This window comes from Microbispora sp. NPDC049633 (assembly GCF_040675265.1).
Taxonomy (GTDB): domain Bacteria; phylum Actinomycetota; class Actinomycetes; order Streptosporangiales; family Streptosporangiaceae; genus Microbispora; species Microbispora maris.
Map to the genome: position 1 here is coordinate 1 of NZ_JBFAOO010000161.1, position 17,189 is coordinate 17,189.

Sequence of the window (17,189 nt, forward strand, 5' to 3'; positions counted from 1 at the left end):
GCACCTGGACTTCACCGTCGAGATCGACGGCGCGGCCAAGCCGGCCTGCGTCGCCCGCGCGATCTACCGGCACTACGCCTGACCCCGCTTCCCGCCTGAGCTCGCTTCCCGTCTGACCCCCTTCGCGTCTGACCCCTGACTTCCCGACCCGGTGGCCATCCTCGGCCACCGGGTCGTCCGCGTGCCCGGTCCCGCCTTCGTCACCGGGGCCGATTCGCCCCGCGCGGCCCATCACCCTCCTGAACCGGTTTGTGTCCAGCCACAAACCACCGCCCGACTCTCCGTGTGTGCCCCAATTGCCGGTCTGGTCTGTTTGATGCAGACTTGCCGATCCATAAGCCCCTGACCTGGGGCTTCGTCCCGGAGAGAAAGGATCAGGTATGACCGTGCCACGGGGGCCCGTCGATTCCTCCCGGGTCCCGCGATTCGCCGGCCCGGCCACCTTCGCGCGGCTGCCGCGCCTGGACGAGGTCGGGCACGCCGACGTCGCGGTGGTGGGCGTGCCGTTCGACAGCGGGGTCTCCTACCGTCCCGGCGCCCGGTTCGGCCCTTCGGCCGTCCGCGAGGCCAGCCGGCTGCTCCGGCCGTACCACCCGGGCCTGGACGTCTCGCCCTTCGCGGCGGTGCAGGTGGCGGACGCGGGCGACATCGCGGTCAACCCGTTCGACATCCGCGAGGCCGTCGAGACCATCGAGGAGGCCGCCTCCGGGCTGACGGAGGACGGCACGCGCCTGGTCACGGTCGGCGGGGACCACACGATCGCGCTGCCGCTGCTGCGGACGGCCGCCCGGCGGCACGGCCCGGTGGCGCTGCTGCACTTCGACGCGCACCTGGACACCTGGGACACCTACTTCGGGGCCGAGTACACCCACGGCACGCCGTTCCGCCGTGCGGTCGAGGAGGGCATCCTCGACACCGAGGCGGTCTGCCACGTCGGCACCCGCGGCCCGTTGTACGGCAAGAAGGACCTGGAGGACGACCGGCGCCTCGGCTTCGGTATCGTGACCAGCGCAGATGTGATGCGCCGGGGCGTGGACGAGATCACCGGCGCGCTGCGTCAGCGGATCGGCGGCCGTCCGCTCTACCTCTCGATCGACATCGACGTGCTCGACCCGGCGCACGCGCCCGGCACCGGCACCCCCGAGGCCGGAGGCCTGACCAGCCGGGAACTGCTGGAGATCCTGCGCGGCCTGGCCGGATGCGACCTCGTCGGCGCCGACGTCGTGGAGGTCTCCCCGGCGTACGACCACGCCGAGATCACCTCCGTCGCCGCCTCCCACGTGGCCTACGACCTGATCAGCCTGCTCGCACTCAAGGAGGAGCAGTGAGCGACACGAACACGGCGACGGGCCTGCCCGCCGCCTTCGCCTGGTCTCCGAAGGACTGGCCCTCGGAGCGTGCGTTCCGCACGCCCGACGCGGCCGAGGTGTGGTGCTACACCGACCGGTTCTCCTACTTCCCTGGGGAGACCGTCCGCTTCCACCTCAGCTCCAGCGTCCCGTCCTTCGACCTGGAGGTGGTCCGCGACGGGCTGGAGCCGCGCGTGGTGTGGTCGCGCACCGGGCTGTCGGCGGGCCGGCACGAGGCGCCGGCCGACGCGCACGCCACCGGCTGCGGCTGGCCCGTGGGGCTCGAACTGGAGATCCCTGGCGACTGGCGCAGCGGCTTCCACATCGTCACGGTGCGCGCCGTCACGCCGTCCGGCGAGCTGTGGGAGCGCGAGCACTTCTTCGTCGTCAAGGCCCCGGCCGAGCGGCGTGCCCGGGCCGCCCTCGTGCTGACCACCGGCACGATGCTGGCCTACAACGACTGGGGCGGCGCCAACCACTACCGCGGCCTGGGCGACGACCCGCGCTCCGACAACGGGTCGCCGCTGGCCTCGACCCAGCGCCCCATCGCCCGCGGCATGATCCGCAAGCCGCTGAGCGCGCCGCGGGAGGCCAACCCCGGCGTCCTGCCCATGCACGGCGCTCCCCGCTATCCCTCCTACGAGTGGGCGCGCCTGTTCGGGTACAGCCGCCACCACGCCGACGCGTTCTGGGCCACGTACGAGCGGCACTTCGTCGTGTGGGCCGAGCGCAACGGGTACGAGATCGACTACCTGACCCAGCACGACCTGCACTTCGACCCCCACGCGCTGGACGGGTACTCCTGCGTCGTCGTCGTCGGGCACGACGAGTACTGGTCCTGGCGGATGCGCGACACCGTCGACGCGTTCGTCGACGCCGGCGGCAACCTGGCCAGGTTCGGCGGCAACTACCAGTGGCAGGTGCGGCTCAGCGACGACGGCGCCACGCAGTACTGCTACCGCCTGCCGTCTCTCGACCCCGAGGCGGCCGCGACGCCGCACCTGGCCACCACCGTGTGGGAGGCCAAGTCGGTCGGGCGTCCCGGCGCCACCACCATCGGCCTCAACGGCCTCGGCGGGATCTACAACCGCTACGGCGTCGCCACCCCGCGCTCGTCGGGCGGCTTCACGGTCTACCGGCCGCACCACTGGGCGTTCGAGGGGACCGACCTGTACTACGGCGACCTGCTCGGCGGGCCCCCGTACTTCCTGGCGGCCTTCGAGCTCGACTCGGTCGAGTACACCTTCCGCCGCGGCCTGCCGTACCCGACGTTCGAGGACGGCGCGCCGGAGACGCTGGAGATCCTGGCCCTCGCGCCGGCCGTACGGGGCGAGGAGGACCGCTTCGGCGGCCGGGTGCCGATCGGCGGCCCGGAGGAGGAGGTCTACAACTACAACGCCGACCTCGGCGACGACCTGCCCGACTACGTGCACGAGGGCGAGATGCGGGGAGCCGGCATGATCGGGGCGTTCACCCGCGGCGACGGCGAAGTCTTCAACGGCGGCACCACCGAGTGGTCCCACGTGCTCAGCCTCGGCGACCCCTTCGTCGAGCGCATCACCCACAACGTCCTGCGCCGCTTCGGCATGACCAGCCGCTTCGAGAACGACGGGGGAACCGCAGCGTGAACGACCGGCACACTCCGGCGGGCGTCGACGCCGTCCGCGCCGTCACCGCCGCGAACGGCGAGCGCTTCGTGCCGCCGCTGAGCGACTACCACCTGCTGTCCGCCGAGTGGACGGAGGCGGAGTTCCGCGTCTTCGGCGGCGCGGCGAGCTCCTTCACCGGCGGTTACTGGACAGGCGAGCCCGGCGCCGTGCGGTTCGACTCCTGGCCCTACGACGAGATCTGCTTCATCCTCAAGGGCCGCGTCGCCGTGCAGGACGAGTCCGGGCGGCGCAAGGAGTTCGGCCCGGGGGAGTCGTTCCACATCCCGCAGGGCTTCCGCGGCGACTGGATCACCCTGGAGCCGAGCGAGAAGGTCTTCGTCGCGGTCACCCGCTGATCAGCCCACCCTCCTTCAGCCCAACCTCCTTCAGCCCCGGGTCCGTGGGCGGGCGGTCGCCTGCCCGCGGGTCGCCGACTCCCCGTGCCGACTCCCAGTGCCGACTCCCAGTGACGACTCCCAGTGCCGACCCCGCAGTAAGGAACTCACCATGCCAGGTCATCCCCCCGGGAACGCCGCGACCGCGCCCGGCGCCCTCGCCAGCAACGCCATGGGCACCAAGGACCTCGTCTTCACGGTCCTGGCCGCGCTCGCCCCCCTGACCCTCATCGTCGCCGTCGCCCCCCTGCACTTCCTCAAGGGCGGCGCCGCCGTCCCCGGCGCCTACCTGGTCGCCGGGGTGGTCATGGCGCTGTTCGCCGTCGGTTTCATGACCATGAGCCGGTACGTGCGCAACGCGGGGGCCTTCTACGCCACCATCTCGCGCGGCCTGGGCAAGCCGGCGGGCTCCGGCGCGGCGATGCTCGCCGTCGTCGCCTACAACGCCCTGCAGATCAGCACGTACGGCGCGCTCGGCGTGTACGCCAACGAGACCTTCAAGAACTACTTCGGCCGCGACGTGCCGTGGTGGGCGTTCGCGATCGTCGGCCTGGTCTTCGTGGGGTGGCTCGGGTATCGGGGCATCCACACCAGCGCCCGGATCCTCGGGGCGCTGCTGGTGCTGGAGACGGCCGTGCTCGTCGTGCTGGCGGCCTACGTGCTGCTGAAGGGCGGCTCCGGGGAGTGGTCCGCCGCGTCGTTCGCGCCGGGCAGGGTCTTCGACCCGGGCAACAGCGCGATGTTCGCCCTGGTCGCCGGGGCGTTCATGGGCTTCGAGGCCACCGCGATCTTCAGCGAGGAGGCGCGCGGCGGCATCCGCACGGTCCGCCGGGCGACCTACATCGCGGTCGGGTTCATCGCCGTCTTCTACGCCTTCATCACCTGGGTCGTCGTGATGGCCTACGGCGTCGACAAGATCGGCGCCGCGGCGGAGGCCGACCCGGTCAACCTGGTCGTGGCGGTCTTCGACAGGTACGTGCCCGCCCCGATCACCGAGGTGATGCACATCCTGCTGCTGACCAGCGCGTTCGCCGCGCTGCTCGCGCTGCACAACGCGGCCAACCGCTACTTCTTCGCCATGGGCCGCGAGGGCCTGCTGCCCCGCGTGCTCGGCCGTACCCACCCGAAGACCAAGGCCCCCTGGGCGGCCGGCCTCGTCCAGACCGTGCTCGCGGGCCTGGCCGTCGTCGTGTTCGCGGTCCTCGGGATCGACCCCTACCTCGGGCTGCTGCTGTGGGGCAGCGCGCTCGGGTTCCTCGGGATCATCTGCCTGTGGGCGTTGTGCTCCGTGGCGATCATCCGTTTCCTGCGCCGGGAGGCGCCCCAGGCCGGGATCTTCCGCACCACCGTCGCCCCCGGGCTGAGTTTCGTCGCCCTGGCCGTGGTGCTCTTCCTCGTCCTGAGCAACCTGCCGCTGCTGACCGGAGCCGGGACCACCACCAACATCCTGATCATCGGCCTCGGCGTGGCCGGCATCGTGGCCGGCGTCACCAGGGCCCTGTACCTGCGGGCCCGCGCACCCCGGCTCTACGCCGGGCTGGCCCAGACGTCCGTCGACGAGCCGCCCGCCGGCCGGAGGGAGACAGCTGTCGGAAATGCCTGATCACGACATGTCACAGGACGGCGGCTGCCGGGGCTACTTCCCGCTCGACCTGGCCGATGTGCTCAACGCGCCCCGCTCGGTGCTCGACGACGGCGACTCCTATCCGCTCGGGCCGCGCACGCTCTACGGCCTGCCGTTCCGGTTCGGCGACGAGGGCGACGCGGACGCGGCGCTGCTGCGCGTGGGCGGCTCCGGCCCGGCGAGCGTCACCGTCGCCGTGGGCCGCAGGGTCACGTGGCTGGTGGTCGCGCACGCCCTGGAGTCCCCCGACCTGTTCGACGGGCAGCTGGCCGGTCAGCTCTGCGGCCACTACACCCTCGTCTACGACGACGGGACCACCGAGCGGCTGCCGGTGCGCCAGCGCATGGAGATCGGGCCCACGCCGCGGCTGTGGAGCGACCGGGCCATCCCGCTCGACTGGGGGCAGACCCCGTTCCTGGCCGTCCCCGACGCCCAGCATCGGCTGATGCCGCGCACCCACGGGCGTTTCGACGCCGCGGGGGCGCGGTTCGTCGACATCGACGACCCGCAGGCGCGGTCGCCGTACGTCCTGCCGTACCGGTTCTACCTGTGGCCCTGCCGCAACCCCCGGCCCGAGCGGACGGTCCGCGCCCTGGAGATCCACTCGGCGGGCCCGGCCATCCTCGTCGGCGCGGTGACCGCCGGCGAGCTCGACGAGGACCCCTTCGGGCGTACGGTGTGGCGCGACGTCCTGCTCGACCTCGGCCCGTCGGCGGGGCCGGTCTCGGAGGATCTGGTCGTGAGCGTCGACCGGGGGTCGGCGACCTACGTCTACCGCACGGTGGGCTCCGTGGACGCGGCCGCCGGGGGCACACCGGCCTGGGGGACGCCCACGGGGGAGCACCACCAGGGCTACGTGCGCGTCGCCGCCACTCCTTCGGCGCGGCTGACGCTCTCCCGCGGCGAGACGGTGATCAGCGCCTGCGGATGGGGGGAACTGCTCGGCGCCGGGGAGCACGGCGACGGCGGGGTCACCTGGCGCGTCCCCGACGCGGGACGGGCCTGGGTGCGCACCACGGTCAGGGACGCGGCCACCGGCGAGCCGGTCCCGTGCCGGATCCACTTCCGCTCCGCAGACGGGGTGCCCTACCCGCCGCACGGCCATCACGGGCACATCAACTCCGACGGCAACACCTGGAACCTCGACATCGGCGGCGACGTCCGCCTGGGCGCCACGACCTACTCCTACGTGGACGGCACCTGCGAGGGCTGGCTGCCGCTGGGCGAGGTCACCGTGGAGGCCGCCCGCGGGTTCGAGTACGAGCCGCTGCACACCACGGTCACGATCGAGGAGGGCCAGACCGAGCTGGAGCTGACGCTGGCCAGGGTGACGGACCTGGCCGCCGACGGCTGGTACAGCGGCGACACCCACGTGCACTTCGTCTCGACCCTCGGCGCCGAGCTGGAGGCCCGAGGCGAGGACGTCCGGGTCACCAACCTGCTGCTCAGCCAGTGGGGGCACCTGTTCACCAACACGGAGGAGTTCACCGGCCACCCGCACACCTCCCACGACGGGCACACGCACGTGTTCGCCGGGCAGGAGAACCGCAGCGGCATGCTCGGCCACATCAACCTGCTCGGCCTGCGGCGCCCGATCATGCCGTGGTGCACCGGCGGCGCGGAGGAGGCCGAGCTCGGCGGCGGCCTGGAGACCACCCTGTCCCACTGGGCCGACGAATGCCGCGAGCAGGGCGGCACCGTCGTGCTGGCGCACTTCCCCGTGCCCAACGGCGAGGCCGCGGCCCTGCTCGCCACCGGCAGGCTCGACGCCGTCGAGATGATCGCCTACGACGACTACAACATCCGGGAGTACTACCGCTACCTCGACGCCGGCTACCGGATCACCCTGGTGGGCGGCACGGACAAGATGAGCAGCGAGGTCCCGATCGGCCTCATCCGCACCTACGCCCACGTGCCGGATGACGAGGAGTTCGACTACTGGGCCTGGTGCCGGGCCGTACGGCGGGGCGCGACCTTCGTCACCAGCGGCCCGCTGCTGTGGTTCACCGTGGACGGCCGTGAGCCGGGCCAGGAGGCGCGGGTGCCCGCGAGCGGCACCGTACGCGTCGACGCCCGCCTCCAGTCGATCTTCGACGTCGACCGGCTCGAGATCGTGGTCAACGGGCGCGTCGTCGCCGAGCGCAGGCTCGACGCCCCCGGCCGGACGCTCGAACTGACTGCGGACGTGCCCGTGACCGAGGACAGCTGGGTCGCCGCGCGCTGCTACGGACCTGGCGCGGGCGTCGCCCGGCACCACGACGTGTGGGCCAGGCCGATCATGGCGCACACGTCCCCGGTCTACCTGCGTACGGGCGAGGAGTACGCCCGGTCGGACGCGGCCACGATCGACCACATGCTGAACCTCGTCGACGGCTCCCTCGCCTACATCGACGAGCGCAGCCGGCGTCTGTGGCCCGGCCGGGTGTGCCACCGGCACGGGCAGGAAGACCACCTGGCCTTCCTGCGGGCGCCGTTCCTGCAGGCTCGCGACCTGCTGCACGAGCGCAGGGCGGCCCTCTGAGGCCGCGCCGCCGGTGCGCTCCGGTACGGCTGCCGCCCGCTCCCGCTCGACGGGCGGGCGGCAGCCGTCGCGGTCCACGCCAGAGGAGCCCGGTCAGCCGCGGCTGCTGCGCCGCCGGCGTTCACCGCAGGGTGAGCGGGGTGCCGGCGCCGATACGGGTCGGCTTCCGCGGGTCGCGGGCGTGGTAGAGGCCGGCGATGCGCGCGGCCTCGGCCCTGATCGCTATGACCGGTCCTCGTCCGTCGGGGCCGGCCCTGTCATCGACCTTCCTGATCGAGGTCGCCCTGCGCCTCCCGCGACAGGTCCTGCCAGTCGGCCCAGGTCTTGAGCCGGTCGGCGTAGACCTGCTGGAGCATCGGGTAGAAGCCGAGGCCGAAAAGCACTCGCAGGGGAGGGTTGTCGGAGTCAACGATTTTGAGGAGTGCCCGGGCCGCGGCGGCGGGGTCGCCGGCGGGCTGCTTCCCCGCGAACGCGGCGAGGCGCCGGCGGAGGTCGTCGTAGACCGGGTCGGGCTCGGCCACGTGGCCGTTGTCGAGGGGATCGGGGTTCTTGCCGGACCGGGTGGCGAAGGCGCCGGGCTCGATGATGGTCACCTTGACGCCGAAGTCCGCAACCTCCTGGGCGAGGGTCTCGCTCAGGGCTTCCAGAGCCCACCTGGAGGCCTGGTACGCGCCGCCGAGCGGCATCGCGATGAGCCCGGCGGCCGAGGACAGCTGGATGACGTGCCCCGCTCCCTGCTCGCGCAGGTAGGGCAGTGCGGCCTGGATCACCCACACCGCGCCGAACAGGTTGGTCTCGAACTGGTCGCGCAGGTGCTGCTCGGTCAGCTCCTCGATCGCGCCGATCTGGGCGTAGCCGGCATTGTTCACGATGACGTCGAGGCGGCCGAAGTGCTCCTTGGCCCGCTTCACGCCCTCGAAGGCGGCGGCCTTGTCGGTCACGTCCAGTTCGAGCGCGAGCACCGCGTCGCCATAGGCGGCGACCAGCTCGTCGAGGCTCGTGGTGTTCCGCGCGGTCGCGGCCACCTTGTCGCCGCGGGACAGGGCGGCCTCGACGAAGTTGCGGCCCAGGCCGCGGGACGAACCGGTGACGAACCAGACCTTGCTCATGACGTCTTTCCGTTCTCTCTGCGGGTGTCTGCTGTTTCACTCCCTAGACACACAACCCGGCATGGATCTGACGGCGGCCGGGTGTGACTTGCGTCTCTCCCGGCACTCGTGGCACGACCCGCCCGCGGCTCGCGGTCGCCGCGGGCGTGCCGGGGAGCGGGCGGGGTAGGTCGAGCAGGAGGCCGAGGGCCGGGTGCGCGGCCGTTGACGCCGGGCTGCCCGCATCCATATTCGGCAAAGTATTGACCTCCGTTAGCAATCTGCCTAACCTCCGGACGAGAAGGCGAGCGTCTCGGCTCGCTCCCGGACGAGGAGCTCGGTCATGCCGAACCTGTCAGTCGCACCCCCCAACCGGACACAGCTCCGGCGCGCGGTGACCTCCAGCTTCCTGGGCAGCGTCATCGAGTACTACGACTTCCTGCTCTACGCCACGGCCTCGGCCGTCGTCTTCAACAAGGTCTTCTTCTCCTCACTCGACTCGCTCGCGGCGACGGTCGCCAGCTTCGGCACGTTCGCCACGGGCTACCTGGCCAGGCCGCTCGGCGGGGTGATCTTCGGTCACTACGGCGACCGGCTGGGGCGCAAGCGCATGCTCGTGCTGACCATGACCCTGATGGGTGTCGCCAGCTTCCTCATCGGCCTGCTTCCCACCTACGCGCAGATCGGCAGCCTCGCGCCCATCGCGCTGGTAGTGCTGCGGATCCTGCAGGGCGTGGCCGTCGGCGGCGAGTGGGGCGGCGCGGTGCTCATGTCCGCCGAGCACGCGACCAGCAGGCGCGGCCTGTGGGCGAGCTTCACCAACGCCGGGGCCCCCTTCGGCATGGTGCTGTCCACTGCGGCGCTCACCGGCACGGCCGCCGTCATGGACGAGCAGGCGTTCCTGAGCTGGGGCTGGCGGGTGCCGTTCCTGATCAGCTTCGTGCTGCTGGCGATCGGCCTGTTCGTCCGGCTCCGGGTGGAGGAGACGCCGGTGTTCGAAGCCGCAAGGGAGCGGGCGCCCCGGATGCCGCTGCTGGAGGTGTTCCGCGACCACCCGAAGACCCTCCTGCTCGGGGTCGGCGTCGGCCTGTCGGCCTTCGTGGCCCAGGGCACCCTCACCACCTATCTCATCGCGTACGGCGTGCGCGCCGGCTTCGCCCGGCCGGCGGTGCTCAACGCGCTCACGCTCTCGTCCGCACTGGCCGTCGTGGGCATCGTCGGCTGGTCGGCGCTGTCCGACCGGGTCGGGCGCCGCCCGGTCGTGCTGGCGGGCGCGGTGCTCATGGCGGTGTTCGGCTTCGTGCTCTTCCCGATGGTGGACTCCGGCAGCACGGCCGTGCTCGCCGTCGCGCTCGTGCTCGGCCAGGCGGTCATCCACCCGCTGATGTTCGGCCCGCTCGCGGCGTTGTACACCGAGCTGTTCACCACCGGGAGCCGCTACACGGGCGCCTCGCTCGGCTACCAGATCGCCGGGCTCGGCGCGGGCCTCGCGCCGCTGCTGTTCGCCCAGCTCGACGCGACGACCGGCGGCGGGACGACGACGATCTCGGTGATCATCGCCGCGTGCTGCCTGCTGACCGTGGCCTGCGTCCTGGCGCTGCGCGAGACCAGCCGCCACGACCTGACCTCGGTCGCGCCGGCGGCGCCGTCGGGCCAGGTCGCCGACACGGCGAAACCGTCCTCCGCCTGACAAGGGGGTGCCGCCTGTGCGCAACGCAGGACTGGGGGGCTGGCCGGCGCGCCGGGCCCAGATGAGCCCGGGCCGCACCGCGTTCGTGTTCGAGGACCGGTCGTTCAGCTACGCGGAGGTCCACGAGCGGACGACGAGACTCGCGTCGCGGCTGCGCGAGGCGGGGGTGCGCGCGGGGGACCGGGTCGCCTACCTCGGCCCCAACCACGTCGCCTTCGCCGAGACCATGTTCGCCGCCCACGTGCTCGGTGCGATCTTCGTACCGCTGAACTTCCGGCTGGCCGCGCCCGAGATCGCGTACATGCTGGCGGACTCGGGCGCGTCGGTCCTCGTCTACGCACCGGAGTGCGCGGCCGTGGTCCGCGAGATCCCCGGCCCGCCGCGCCCGCACACGGTCGTGGCGCTGGAGTCGCCCGCGGAGGGGGAGCGGCACTACGAGACCTGGCTGTCGCAGGGCGACCCCACGCCGATCGACACCGCGGTGACGCTCGACGACGTCGCCCTCATCCTCTACACCTCCGGCACCACCGGACGGCCCAAGGGCGCCATGCTGACCCACGCCAACCTCGCGTGGAACTGCTTCCACATGCTGATCGGCGTGGACGTGGCGGGCACCGAGGTCACCCTGATCAGCGCGCCGCTGTTCCACGTGGCGGCCCTGAACCAGACGCTGCTGCCGACCTTCCTCAAGGGCGGCACCTCGGTCGTCATGCCGTTCTGGGACGTCGACCGGTGCTACGACCTCATCGAGAAGCACCGGGTCACCTGGATGTTCGGGGTCACCGCGATGTTCGCGGCGTTCGCGCGGTCGCCGCGCTGGCCGCACGCCGACCTGTCCTCGCTGCGCACCCTCATGTCCGGGGGAGCGGCCATCCCGGTCACGTTGATCCGCGCCTACCAGGAGCGGGGCCTGGTCTTCTGCCAGGGCTACGGGATGACCGAGACCGCGCCGGGCGCGACGTTCCTGGAGGCGGGCGAGAGCGTGCGCAAGGTGGGCTCGGCCGGGGTGCCGGTCTTCTTCGCCGACGTGCGCGTGGTCCGGCCCGACCTCACCCCCGTCGCGCCGGGCGAGCCGGGCGAGGTGCTCGTCCGGGGGCCGAACGTGACCCCCGGCTACTGGCGGAACCCGGAGGCGACCGCCGCCGCGCTCACCGAGGACGGCTGGTTCCGCTCCGGCGACATCGCCACCCTGGACGACGAGGGCCACCTCCACGTCGTCGACCGGGTGAAGGACATGTACATCTCCGGCGGTGAGAACGTCTATCCGGCGGAGGTCGAGAACGTGCTCTTCGAGCACCCCGCCGTGGCGGAGGCCGCCGTGGTCGGGGTGCCGGACGAGCGGTGGGGCGAGGTCGGCCGCGCCTTCGTCGTGTCTCGCCCCGGCGCCGCCGTCACCCCCGGCGAGCTGCGGGACTTCCTCCGTCCCCGGCTCGCGAAGTACAAGATCCCGGTCTACGTCGACGTCGTCGGCGCGCTGCCGAAGACCGGCTCCGGCAAGATCCGCAAACCCGACCTGCGTCGGCGGCCCCTGCCCGCCGACCCCGAGGAGTGAGTTGTGATCGTCACCGAATTCGCGCGTAACCAGTGGTACGTGGCCGCCTACGGCCACGAGGTGGGCCGGCGTCAGCTCGGCCGGACCGTCCTGAACGAGCCGATCCTGCTCTGGCGCACCGAGGACGGGCGGGCCGTGGCGATGGCCGACCGCTGCGTGCACCGCCGGTTCCCCCTGTCCGAATCGCCCAGCCACCTGGTGGGCGACCGCGTCGTGTGCGGCTACCACGGCTTCACCTACGGTCCGGACGGCGTCTGCGTCGCCGTGCCCGCGCAGCAGCGGATTCCGCGCACCGCGCGGCTGCGCACCTACCCCGTGGTGGAGCAGGACTCGTTCGTCTGGGTGTGGATCGGCGACCGCGAGCCGGGTGACACGCTGCCGCCGCGCGCCCCCTGGCTGGTCTCGCCCGACTACGCCACGGTGTGCGGGATGGAGCCGCTGAACGCGCGGTACGGCCTGCTCGTGGACAACCTCCTCGACCTGTCCCACGAGACGTACCTGCACGGCGGCTACATCGGCACCCCGGAGGTGGCCGAGACGCCGATCACCACCGAGGTCGACGAGGACGCGGGGATCGTCTACGTCAGCCGCCACATGGACGACGCGGCCTGCCCGCCGTTCTACGCCGAGTCGACCGGCATCAAGGGCCGCATCACCCGCTGGCAGGACATCGAGTACCACCCGCCGTGCCTGTACCTGCTGCACAGCCGGGTCGCCCCGGTCGGGTCGCCCCCGCCCGCCGCCGACGGCACGGACCCGCACGCCTTCCACGTCGAGGTCGTGTACGCGATCACTCCATCGACGGAGAACACCACCTACGACTTCTGGGCGGTGGCGCGCGACTTCGCGCTCGACGACGAGAAGGTCTCCGACTTCCTGCGGGACAGCAACCGCACCGTCGTGCTGCAGGACGTGACCGCGCTGAACACCCTGGAGCAGGTCCTCGCCCGGGAGCCGGACCGCTACCAGGAGCTGTCGGTGAACATCGACACCGGCGGCCTGGCCGCCCGCCGCCTGCTCGCCAGGATGGCCCAGGCCGGCGCCGTACGACCGGAGGCCGCCGCCCGATGAGCGCGGACGACGCCGGGGCGCGGGCCGGCCGCACCGTCTACCGCATCCGCTGGCTGCCGGGGACGGACCGGCTGCACGCCTCCTGCTTCTGCGGGGCGGAGCAGGAGTTCGAGGACCCGGTGGTCCTCTGGGACTGGCTGCTCGGCCATCCCGAGGGCCACCGGCCCGGCCGCGCGGCGGCGCAGGACACGCCGGCCCCGGCCGCCGCGCTCGTCTGAGACATGAGGGAGTTCGACGACCATGCCCGTCACCGAACCGGAGCTCGACCTGAAGGTGGCGGGCAGGACGCCCGCCGCCGAGGGCGTCGTCCTCCTGCGTCTCGTCCGTCCCGACGGCGGCCCGCTGCCGCCGTGGACACCGGGCGCCCACGTCGACCTGCTGCTCGCCCCGGGACTGGTCAGGCAGTACTCGCTGTGCGGTGACCCCGCCGATCCCTCGGCCTTCCAGGTGGCGGTGCTCCGGGAACCCGCCGGGCGGGGCGGCTCCGCGTACGTGCACGACCGGGTCGCGGAGGGCGACACGATCCGGGTGCGCGGTCCCCGCAACCGCTTCGGCCTCGCCGCCTCCCCCCGCTACCTGTTCGTCGCCGGCGGCATCGGCGTCACCCCGATCCTGCCCATGGTCGAGGAGGCGGCGCGGCGCGGGGCCGACTGGCGGCTGGTGTACGGCGGGCGCACCCGGGCCTCGATGGCGTTCGCCGACCGGCTGGCGCGGGACCATCCCGGCCGGGTGGAGCTGTGCCCGCAGGACGAGACCGGCCTGCTCGACCTCGACGCGCTGCTCGGCGTCCCGCGTGCGGACACCCTCGTCTACTGCTGCGGGCCCGAGCCGCTGCTCGCGGCCGCGAAGGAGCGGTGCGCCTCCTGGCCGCAGGGCGCGCTGCGGGTCGAGCGTTTCGCGCCCGTGGCCACGGACGACGCCGGGCCTTCGGCCGCGTTCGAGGTGGAGCTGGCCCTGACCGGCACGACGCTGACCGTGCCGGAGGACCGCTCGATCCTGGAGGTGGTGGAGGAGGCCGGGGTCGCGGTGCTGTCCTCCTGCCGCGAGGGCACCTGCGGCACCTGCGAGACCGTGGTGCTCGACGGCGTTCCCGACCATCGCGACCACCTGCTCACCGAGGAGGAGCGCGCGGCCGGGGACGTGATGTTCGTCTGCGTGTCGCGGGCGCGATCTCCCCGCCTCGTCCTCGAACTCTGATTTCCTCGAACTGTGATGTCCTCGAACGTAGGGGCGATCGCCTGCCCCTACGGGTCGCTCGCCGGCGCGGTGGTGCCCCGGTGGACGAGGGTGGCGGTCGGGCACCGGCGTTCGGCGACCGGCTCGCCCGCCATGAGTTCCAGCAGTGATTCGGCGACCAGCTGCCCGAACCGGTGGACGTCGAGACTCATCGTGGTGAGCGGAGGGGACGCGAGCCTGCACAGGCTGGAGTCGTCCCAGGCGATCAGGCTGAGATCGCGGGGAACGTCGTAGCCGAGCTCCCTGGCGGTGCCGAGGCTCGCGACGGCCATCAGGTCGTTGTCGTAGATGATCGCCGTCGGCGGGTCGGGCCGTTCCAGCAGCATCGCCGTGAGCTTCGCCCCCGATTCCTCCGAGTAGTCTCCCTCCACCACGACGGGCTCCACGCCCGCCGAACGCATGCTGTCCACGAGGGCCTCGGTGCGGATGCGCGTGTGGATCAGAGTGTCCGGCCCGCTGACGCGTGCGATCCGGCGGTGCCCGAGCCTGCTCAGGTGGGCGACGGCGTCCCGCACGGCGCCGGCGTCGTCGGTGCGGACGGCGGGGGCGTCGCCCTCCGGCTCGCCCGCGACCACCGTCGGCAGGCCGAGCGCGCGCAGGACGGCGGGCCTGGCGTCGTCCACCGTCCGGTTCACGAGGACGACCGCGTCGACGCTGCGGTTGGCCGCCCACCGGCGGTACGCGGCGATCTCGGCCTCATGGGTGGTGACGACGTGCAGCAGCACGGACTGACCGTGCTCGGCCAGATGCTCCTCGATGCCCGCGATGAACTCCAGGAAGAACGGTTCCGCACCCAGCAGCCGGGGCGGCCGCGCCAGCACCAGGCCCACGGCTGCGGCCGCGCTTGTCTCGCGGATCATCCGCCCTGTCTCCTCCTCGGGAGGGAACGGCACCCTGGTGGTCCCAGCGCGGTTGATCAGCCTACCGAAGTGAGGGGCGCGTCCGGCTGCGGCGGATCCCGTCGGGAACGGCCGCGGACGACGGGCCGCGGCAGGGTCACGAGACGGCGGCGGACTCGGCGCCGGGTCTCTCGGAAAGGCGCGTGCCCTGGCTGAGGGGCACCAGTTCCGACTCCAGCACGAGTGCCGCGGCGCCGACGGCGGAGGCCGTGGCGGCCGAGCGCGACAGCCGGACGTCCACGACGTGCGTGCCGCGGGAGAAGGCCGTCCGCCGCAGTTCCCGCTGGACGACGGGGAGGTAGACCGAGCCGGCGACGGCGAATCCCGGCCCGGTGAGCACGAGGACTTCGAGATCCATGATGTTGGCCAGGGTCCGGGCGGCCGCCGCGATGTAGCGGGCCGACCTCTCCAGCAGCGCGAGCGCCCCCGGCTCCCCCCTGCGGGCGGCCCGGCTGACGGCGGCGAAGTCGGCGGCGGTCGAGGCCCGTATCCCGCGGGTCCCCAGGCCGACGGCCCTGGTCAGGGCGGGGTCGGCCCGCACTGCCTGCACGACCGCGGCGGCGCCGGCCATCGCCTCGACGCAGCCGCGGGCCCCGCACCAGCACTCGGGGCCGTCGATGTCGACGCAGACGTGCCCGAACTCGCCCGCGTTGCCGCTGGGACCGCGGTAGGTGATGCCGTTGATGACCAGGCCGGCGCCGATCCCGGTGCCCAGATGGACGACCGCCGACGACGTGGTGGTGCCCAGGCCGCCGGACCAGTGCTCACCCAGGGCGGCGGCGGTGGCGTCGTTGTCGAGCACCACCGGCAAACCTGTCGCCTGTTCGAGCGCGTGGCCCAGGGGGAACCCCTGCCAGTGCCGCATGCTCGGTGGGGTGAGGCCGATGCCCCGCGTGGGTCCGAGAGGGCCGGGGGAGACCAGGCCGACGCCCAGGACCCGCTCGCGCTCCACGCCGATGCTCTCGATCAGACCGGAGATCTCCGCCGCCGTCCTCGACACGACCGTCGGGGGCTCGTCCGCGCCCGCGCCGCGCCTGGTGATGCGGGCCACCACGGTCCCGGACAGGTCGGTCAGGACGTGTGTCACGCCGCCGTGGTCGAGGTGCACACCGACCGCGTAGCGGGCGGTGTGGTTGAGCTGGAGCAGAACCCGCCGCTTCCCGCCGGTCGACTCGGCGCGGCCGGTCTCGACCACCAGGCCTTCCTCGATCAGCCTGCGGACCAGTGCGGAGATCGTGGGGCCGGTGAAACCGGTGGCGGCGGCCAGGCCGACGCGGCTGATCGTGCCCGCGGCCCTGATGGCGTCGAGGACGGCGGCCTTGCTGCTCGCGTGCGGCTTCGCCTTCACTCCTGCGCTCACTGCCGTCCCGTCCCGACCTCGATCATCCCGGCCACTGCGAGCCTACAAGTCCTGGCTGCGCCCCTGTTGCGGTGCTGAGAACAGGCCGCGCGCGGAAAGGACCGGAGCGGGGCCTGACTGAAAGTTTCACCTGTCGTTGACTTACTTAAGTCGCCTACTTAAGAATCTCGCACTGTTTATCGGACTTGCCGGGCAGGAGAGGAAATCCATGAAACTTCGTGTCGCCTGGGCGACAGCAGCCGCGGTCGGCCTCGTCGCCGCCGGTGCCGCGGTCATGACCGGCCCGGCCTCCGCCGCCGGCGCGGGCTGCTCGGTGAAATACAAGGTGGTGAGCGAGTGGCAGGGCGGATTCCAGGGTGACGTGTCGATCACCAATCTGGGGGACCCGTGGTCCGGCTGGACCCTCGAATTCGACTTCCCCAACGCCGGCCAGGGCGTGAACAACGGCTGGAGCGCCGACTGGTCGCAGTCCGGCTCGCACGTCACCGCCAAGAGCCTGAGCTGGAACGGCACCGTCGCCTCGAACGGCTCGGTGTCGGTCGGCTTCATCGGCAAGTGGAGCGGCGGCAACCCGGCGCCCACCGCCTTCAAGATCAACGGAGTCGCCTGCGGCGGCACCACCTCCAGCCCCAGTCCCAGCCCGAGCCCGAGCCCGAGTCCCAGCCCCAGTCCCAGCCCGAGCCCGAGCCCGAGCCCGAGTCCCAGCCCCAGTCCCAGCCCCAGCCCCAGGCCCCAGCCCCGGCCCACTGCCAACC

The 17,189-nt window shown here is 72.4% G+C and carries 14 protein-coding genes; 11 read left to right on the forward strand and 3 right to left on the reverse strand.

Annotated features, from left to right (window positions below; all coding sequences use genetic code 11):
* Positions 1 to 380 precede the first annotated feature (380 nt).
* From speB to AB0J39_RS30085, 5 genes are all read left to right on the forward strand, one after another.
* The gene (speB, locus tag AB0J39_RS30065; RefSeq protein WP_363470784.1) at positions 381 to 1,328 is read left to right on the forward strand and encodes an agmatinase; all 948 of its coding nucleotides are present in this window, start codon (positions 381 to 383) and stop codon (positions 1,326 to 1,328) included.
* A complete protein-coding gene (locus AB0J39_RS30070; RefSeq protein WP_363470786.1) occupies positions 1,325 to 2,977 on the forward strand; it encodes a N,N-dimethylformamidase beta subunit family domain-containing protein in 1,653 nt (550 codons plus the stop codon). The genes speB and AB0J39_RS30070 overlap by 4 nt, the downstream gene beginning before the upstream one ends.
* Complete coding sequence (locus AB0J39_RS30075; protein WP_363470789.1) at positions 2,974 to 3,354, forward strand: cupin domain-containing protein; 381 nt, start codon at positions 2,974 to 2,976, stop codon at positions 3,352 to 3,354. Before AB0J39_RS30070 ends, AB0J39_RS30075 begins: the two co-directional genes overlap by 4 nt.
* A gap of 151 nt (positions 3,355 to 3,505) precedes the next feature.
* A complete protein-coding gene (locus tag AB0J39_RS30080) occupies positions 3,506 to 4,996 on the forward strand; it encodes an APC family permease (RefSeq protein WP_363470792.1) in 1,491 nt (496 codons plus the stop codon).
* Positions 4,989 to 7,538: a CehA/McbA family metallohydrolase gene (locus tag AB0J39_RS30085; protein WP_363470795.1), complete on the forward strand. Its 2,550-nt coding sequence runs from the start codon at positions 4,989 to 4,991 to the stop codon at positions 7,536 to 7,538. The genes AB0J39_RS30080 and AB0J39_RS30085 overlap by 8 nt, the downstream gene beginning before the upstream one ends.
* A gap of 257 nt (positions 7,539 to 7,795) precedes the next feature.
* Here the strand turns inward: AB0J39_RS30085 and AB0J39_RS30090 are convergent, their stop codons facing one another.
* The gene (locus tag AB0J39_RS30090) at positions 7,796 to 8,647 is read right to left on the reverse strand and encodes an SDR family NAD(P)-dependent oxidoreductase (protein WP_363470798.1); all 852 of its coding nucleotides are present in this window, start codon (positions 8,645 to 8,647) and stop codon (positions 7,796 to 7,798) included.
* A 322-nt stretch (positions 8,648 to 8,969) separates the two neighbouring features.
* Here AB0J39_RS30090 and AB0J39_RS30095 point away from each other — a divergent pair, with 322 nt between their 5' ends.
* Genes AB0J39_RS30095 through AB0J39_RS30115 form a run of 5 tightly spaced genes read left to right on the forward strand, consistent with a single transcriptional unit; the run spans position 8,970 to position 14,136 of the window.
* Positions 8,970 to 10,316, forward strand: coding sequence for an MFS transporter (locus AB0J39_RS30095; protein ID WP_363470801.1), 1,347 nt, complete (start codon positions 8,970 to 8,972; stop codon positions 10,314 to 10,316).
* A gap of 16 nt (positions 10,317 to 10,332) precedes the next feature.
* Complete coding sequence (locus tag AB0J39_RS30100; protein ID WP_363470804.1) at positions 10,333 to 11,868, forward strand: long-chain fatty acid--CoA ligase; 1,536 nt, start codon at positions 10,333 to 10,335, stop codon at positions 11,866 to 11,868.
* Positions 11,869 to 11,871: 3 nt separating this feature from the next.
* A complete protein-coding gene (locus AB0J39_RS30105) occupies positions 11,872 to 12,939 on the forward strand; it encodes an aromatic ring-hydroxylating dioxygenase subunit alpha (protein ID WP_363470807.1) in 1,068 nt (355 codons plus the stop codon).
* Positions 12,936 to 13,157, forward strand: a complete 222-nt coding sequence (locus AB0J39_RS30110) for a hypothetical protein (RefSeq protein ID WP_363470810.1) — start codon at positions 12,936 to 12,938, stop codon at positions 13,155 to 13,157. Before AB0J39_RS30105 ends, AB0J39_RS30110 begins: the two co-directional genes overlap by 4 nt.
* A 22-nt stretch (positions 13,158 to 13,179) precedes the next feature.
* A complete protein-coding gene (locus AB0J39_RS30115; RefSeq protein ID WP_363470813.1) occupies positions 13,180 to 14,136 on the forward strand; it encodes a PDR/VanB family oxidoreductase in 957 nt (318 codons plus the stop codon).
* Between the two features lie 47 nt (positions 14,137 to 14,183).
* Here the strand turns inward: AB0J39_RS30115 and AB0J39_RS30120 are convergent, their stop codons facing one another.
* Both AB0J39_RS30120 and AB0J39_RS30125 read right to left on the reverse strand, forming a co-directional pair.
* Complete coding sequence (locus tag AB0J39_RS30120) at positions 14,184 to 15,035, reverse strand: substrate-binding domain-containing protein (RefSeq protein WP_363470816.1); 852 nt, start codon at positions 15,033 to 15,035, stop codon at positions 14,184 to 14,186.
* Between the two features lie 136 nt (positions 15,036 to 15,171).
* Positions 15,172 to 16,422 (reverse strand): ROK family transcriptional regulator, encoded by a 1,251-nt coding sequence (locus AB0J39_RS30125; protein WP_363470819.1) that lies wholly within the window; start codon positions 16,420 to 16,422, stop codon positions 15,172 to 15,174.
* 220 nt (positions 16,423 to 16,642) lie between these two features.
* Here AB0J39_RS30125 and AB0J39_RS30130 point away from each other — a divergent pair.
* Positions 16,643 to 17,189 (forward strand): cellulose-binding domain-containing protein (locus tag AB0J39_RS30130; RefSeq protein ID WP_363470822.1); only part of this gene is annotated, 547 nt, incomplete at its 3' end.

Bases quoted from the DNA above. Each gene is read 5' to 3' on its own strand.
- AB0J39_RS30080 (WP_363470792.1), top strand. From the start codon at position 3,506: ATGCCAGGTCATCCCCCCGGGAACGCCGCGACCGCGCCCGGCGCCCTC.
- AB0J39_RS30090 (WP_363470798.1), bottom strand. From the start codon at position 8,647: ATGAGCAAGGTCTGGTTCGTCACCGGTTCGTCCCGCGGCCTGGGCCGC.
- AB0J39_RS30115 (WP_363470813.1), top strand. From the start codon at position 13,180: ATGCCCGTCACCGAACCGGAGCTCGACCTGAAGGTGGCGGGCAGGACG.
- AB0J39_RS30120 (WP_363470816.1), bottom strand. From the start codon at position 15,035: ATGATCCGCGAGACAAGCGCGGCCGCAGCCGTGGGCCTGGTGCTGGCG.
- AB0J39_RS30110 (WP_363470810.1), top strand. From the start codon at position 12,936: ATGAGCGCGGACGACGCCGGGGCGCGGGCCGGCCGCACCGTCTACCGC.
- speB (WP_363470784.1), top strand. From the start codon at position 381: ATGACCGTGCCACGGGGGCCCGTCGATTCCTCCCGGGTCCCGCGATTC.
- AB0J39_RS30095 (WP_363470801.1), top strand. From the start codon at position 8,970: ATGCCGAACCTGTCAGTCGCACCCCCCAACCGGACACAGCTCCGGCGC.
- AB0J39_RS30085 (WP_363470795.1), top strand. From the start codon at position 4,989: ATGCCTGATCACGACATGTCACAGGACGGCGGCTGCCGGGGCTACTTC.